Annotated in this window: 7 protein-coding genes; 2 read left to right on the plus strand and 5 right to left on the minus strand. The window is 42.7% G+C overall.

Features of this window, described 5'->3' with window-relative positions; translation table 11 throughout:
* Together queF and cysZ are read left to right on the plus strand one after the other, a co-directional pair.
* A partial coding sequence (gene queF, locus B4K20_RS15465; RefSeq protein WP_289283600.1) for a preQ(1) synthase occupies nucleotides 1-313 on the plus strand: 313 nt, incomplete at its 5' end.
* 88 nt (nucleotides 314-401) lie between these two features.
* Nucleotides 402-1,133 carry a sulfate transporter CysZ gene (gene cysZ / locus B4K20_RS15470; RefSeq protein WP_289283601.1) on the plus strand — a complete coding sequence of 244 codons (732 nt, stop codon included), beginning with the start codon at nucleotides 402-404 and terminating at the stop codon, nucleotides 1,131-1,133.
* Here the strand turns inward: cysZ and B4K20_RS15475 are convergent.
* From B4K20_RS15475 to B4K20_RS15495, 5 genes are all read right to left on the minus strand, one after another.
* Nucleotides 1,130-1,336, minus strand: coding sequence for a (2Fe-2S)-binding protein (locus tag B4K20_RS15475; protein ID WP_286304530.1), 207 nt, complete (start codon nucleotides 1,334-1,336; stop codon nucleotides 1,130-1,132). The two genes, cysZ and B4K20_RS15475, sit on opposite strands and share 4 nt — an antisense overlap.
* 50 nt (nucleotides 1,337-1,386) lie before the next feature.
* The gene (locus B4K20_RS15480) at nucleotides 1,387-2,007 is read right to left on the minus strand and encodes a LysE family translocator (RefSeq protein WP_289283602.1); all 621 of its coding nucleotides are present in this window, start codon (nucleotides 2,005-2,007) and stop codon (nucleotides 1,387-1,389) included.
* Nucleotides 2,008-2,081: 74 nt separating this feature from the next.
* Nucleotides 2,082-2,231, minus strand: coding sequence for a DUF3096 domain-containing protein (locus B4K20_RS15485; protein ID WP_286304528.1), 150 nt, complete (start codon nucleotides 2,229-2,231; stop codon nucleotides 2,082-2,084).
* Nucleotides 2,232-2,274: 43 nt separating this feature from the next.
* The gene (locus B4K20_RS15490) at nucleotides 2,275-2,880 is read right to left on the minus strand and encodes an HD domain-containing protein (protein ID WP_289283603.1); all 606 of its coding nucleotides are present in this window, start codon (nucleotides 2,878-2,880) and stop codon (nucleotides 2,275-2,277) included.
* Between the two features lie 11 nt (nucleotides 2,881-2,891).
* Nucleotides 2,892-4,045: AMP-binding protein (locus B4K20_RS15495; protein WP_289283604.1), on the minus strand; the 1,154-nt coding region annotated here is incomplete at its 5' end.

The raw sequence follows: 4,045 nt of genomic DNA on the forward strand, positions 1-4,045 counted from the left end.
TACATCTGAATTTACCTGTCTGTGTCCCAAGACCGGACAACCCGATTTTGCCACCATCAAACTGGACTATGTACCAGATGAAAAATGCGTTGAATTAAAGGCCTTTAAACTTTACATGTGGTCATACCGCGATCAAGGCGCATTTCATGAAAAAGTAACCAATACCATTCTGGATGATTTGGTAGCGGCATGTCAGCCGAGATTCATGCGCATCACAGGCATATTTAACGTTCGTGGCGGCGTTTACACCACAGTAGTCGCGGAATATCGTAAAGAAGGCTGGGTCGCACCAGAACCTGTCACACTTCCATAAATGCATAATGAGCGATACTGGTTCCAGCCAGTATCGCTTTTTTCTATATGACGCTAGTTATCAAATCTAAACACTGAATGAGGCCATTATGCGAAAAATGATCCAGGGCGCACGATACTTGATTCAGGGGTTTAGCTTAATCAATCAGCCTGGCATCAGACGATTTGCCTATTTGCCGATGCTCATTAACACCTTGCTGTTCAGTGGTGCCATCTGGTTTGGCTTATCTCATTTTGATGGTTGGCTTGAGGCGTTGATGCCCGACTGGTTACCGTCATGGTTGGAAAGTGCTCTGACCTGGATCATCTGGCCGCTGTTTGTTGTGCTACTGGCATTAATTGTGTTTTTTACCTTCTCCATAATCGCCAATATCCTTGCAGCCCCTTTTAATGGCATTCTCGCTGAAATGGTTGAAACCAAGATGTCAGGAGCCAGTCCACCCGATATGCCATGGACACAGGTGCTCAAAGACACACCAAAAATGGTGATGAATGAACTGCGTAAAACCGCTTATTTATTACGATGGATGCTGCCATTATTACTGTTGTCCTGGATACCCGGTTTAAACCTTATTGCGCCAGTCTTATGGTTTTTCTTCTCAAGCTGGACGCTTGCACTTGATTATCATGATTACCCCATGGGGAATCATTTATTAGGTTTTAAAGAACAACGTGAGAAACTTCGCCAACACCGAAGTCTGGCGCTGGGATTTGGTTTTGCTACGTTGCTTGCCACCATGATTCCTATCGTTAACTTTTTAGTGATTCCAGCCGCAGTCGCTGGTGCAACGATGCTTTACATAGAAAACCTAAAAACTTAACCATCTAAGCCCTGAACTAATTCATCCAACAATGCTTCAATATCCCATTCGCAAGAACCACAGCCAGACACGGCACCGGTTTTACGAGAGATAGTATCAATATCAACTATTCCCTGTTCAAACAGGCTTTCTATTTTGGCTCGGGTTGTGCCACTACAATCGCAAATGACTTCATCCAGACGCGTCTGGCAATCATCACTCATATTTATCTCTTCCACTTCTGTTTGATACTCATATCTATGTGAGTTGCTAACTAATTAAACTGACTCAGAACCATATCCACAGTTAGCCATAATGCAATTAGACACAAAATGACTGACATAAATCGATAACTTTTTTGCAAAACGACAGCACCTTGAACATGATTGGCAAGCAAAACATAAGCTAATTTTACCCAAGCTACGGCAATCGCAGTAGTACTTAACAACATAAGCAATGAAGATAATGTGATATCGCTGCTACCGAGATAAACAGGCAAGATGCCAAGATAAAAAAATATCGCCTTATAATCGACTAAGGTCAAAGTAAAACCAGCCATAAAGCTAGCCAAGCTAGTTTTTTTTCCTGAAGTTGCCATAGCAGCATAACGATAAGGCGAGTGCCAAAGCTGATAACTGAATAGCACTAAAATAATGATTGCCATTATTTGCAGTAGCCACCGGTGTTGCTCAAGCCAAATAGCCACTATTGTCAGTCCAAACATGGCTAGTAACAGATACAGCAAGTCTGCCGCTACAATTCCCAAGCAAACCATAACACCCTGTGATACGCCTCCTGATAAGGTACGTGATACAACCAGCATCACACTGATACTTGGCAAAGCCGCCATTGCAGAAAGCAGGAAAAATAAGGCGATGCAATCTAATATCGTCATAACACTGTCATAGGGATAAACATAAAAAAGCCCCGATGAAATGTCGAGGCTTCTTCATCATTACGTGTTTTATCTCATGGTGTTAAATTAATACTGGTACCAAATAAGCCAACTAAACCAATAATAATCAGATAAATCGCAACAATGTAACTCAATAGTCGCGGCACCATCAGAATTAAAATACCGGCAATTAATGAAATCAGTGGGGTTAAAGCTAAAGTCATTTCTCTCTCCTTGTTATTGGAACAAATGAGTATGCCTGTGAGGTTATTCAGTGGCAACTTCCGCCGCATCATCAGCTAACAACCACCCCTGTTGAGTAGCATAATCAATCTTCTCACTCAGCCATTGGTGTAGCTCTGGAAAATCATCAGCAATAAAGGCATGCGCATTTTTAACTTGTGAAGCCCTAATCTGGTGTGACTTCCAGGTTTTACCTTCAGCGGCGATATTCAATAAAAATGGCAGTAGTCTGTCGACGGCTTTCATGAGTTTTGCTTCAGTACTGTGACCAAACTCCTGCTCATCCCATAATGTAAGCAAGTCTTGAATATGATTACCACTATGTTCTGAAAAACGTTGTACACACAGCCTCTCAGCTTCATTGGACGTTTTTCTTTCTTTTGAATATAGAAAAGTATCACCGGCATCAACTTCACCTAAGTCATGCACCAATGCGTATTGCAGCAATTTAGCCATGTCGACATCAAGCTGAAAATACGCCGCTATATTCCAGCAAGCCATTGCAAGATGCCAGGAGTGCTCAGCAGAATTTTCTAAACGCTCACCACCCGTAATATAGCTACGACGTTGAATGTGCTTTAAGGCATCCAACTCCAGAAAAAAGTTGGTTACCTGATGTATATCCATCATCCCTCTACCCGTTATTGAATAGCTTGTGCAGCAAGTTTTTTTGCTGCATTCAAATCAGTCTTGCCCGTCCCCAGTTTTGGAATGTCTTCGATATATAGCAGTTTACTAGGCTGCATCAGCGGTGATAACTGCTCGCTGATAGTTTGTTTTATATCAGCCTCCGCCTGTTCTTGCGTGTATAGCAGCACCACTTTTTCGCCTTTTTTCTCATCAGCGACTGTCGTGGCCAGAATATCGACCTCCTCACTCAGGTGGGGTTTTAAAGCCGACTCAATGGCACCAAGACTAATCATTTCACCACCGACTTTGGCAAAACGAGAATAGCGGTCAACAATGACCAGAAACCCATCCTCATCAAGATGACCTTTATCTCCTGTGTGATACCAACGCACGCCATCTTGTTCAGTAATGACAGATTCCGTTTTTTCCGGATCATCAAGGTAAGCAATCATCACTTGATTACCACCAATCAAGATTAAACCATCTTCACCAGCGGGTAAGTCTTCGAATGTGTCTGGATTAACAATTCTGAAACGTGTGCCCGGTAATGGCATACCAACGGTACCTAGTTTGCTGCCAATCTGTGTGGTTAGAGTATCGGGAGCCAGTTTATCTGGAATATTGACACTAGCGACCGGGGTTGTCTCCGTTGCACCGTATCCTTCATAAATGGTTTTATTGAATTTGATTTTGAAGCTATCACGTACTTCCGGATTCAGTTTTTCTGCGCCAGAAACCACAATCCGCAAAGAGTCTAACATCAATGGTTCGACTTTACGGTTACGGACATACATGCGCAAAAATGTCGATGTACCACAAAGTATGGTGCCACGGAATGTCGCAATCCCTTTAGCAATATTCCTGACATCTGTTGGGTCGGGATGACATATCACGGGTAGCGACTCTACCAGCGGCAAAAATGTCGTGACCGTCAATCCGAAAGCGTGAAATAAAGGTAAAACAGACATCACGACATCATCACGTTCAGTATTAAGAACATCAGCTACCTGCTTGATATTACTCATAACATTTCGATGGGAAAGTAATACCCCTTTTGGTGTACCTTCACTACCGGATGAAAATAAAATGACAGCCGGGTCTTCTGCTTTGACGGCCTTCATATAACGTGCTTTGATAACTTCCAACGGCATTAACCGAACAAAAA

Origin of the sequence: Methylophaga sp. UBA5088 (assembly GCF_002414625.1) — a bacterium.
GTDB lineage: Bacteria > Pseudomonadota > Gammaproteobacteria > Nitrosococcales > Methylophagaceae > Methylophaga > Methylophaga marina.

Coding starts and splice junctions, on each gene's coding strand:
- cysZ (WP_289283601.1), top strand. CDS start 402: ATGCGAAAAATGATCCAGGGCGCACGATACTTGATTCAGGGGTTTAGC.
- B4K20_RS15475 (WP_286304530.1), bottom strand. CDS start 1,336: ATGAGTGATGATTGCCAGACGCGTCTGGATGAAGTCATTTGCGATTGT.
- B4K20_RS15480 (WP_289283602.1), bottom strand. CDS start 2,007: ATGACGATATTAGATTGCATCGCCTTATTTTTCCTGCTTTCTGCAATG.
- B4K20_RS15485 (WP_286304528.1), bottom strand. CDS start 2,231: ATGACTTTAGCTTTAACCCCACTGATTTCATTAATTGCCGGTATTTTA.
- B4K20_RS15490 (WP_289283603.1), bottom strand. CDS start 2,880: ATGATGGATATACATCAGGTAACCAACTTTTTTCTGGAGTTGGATGCC.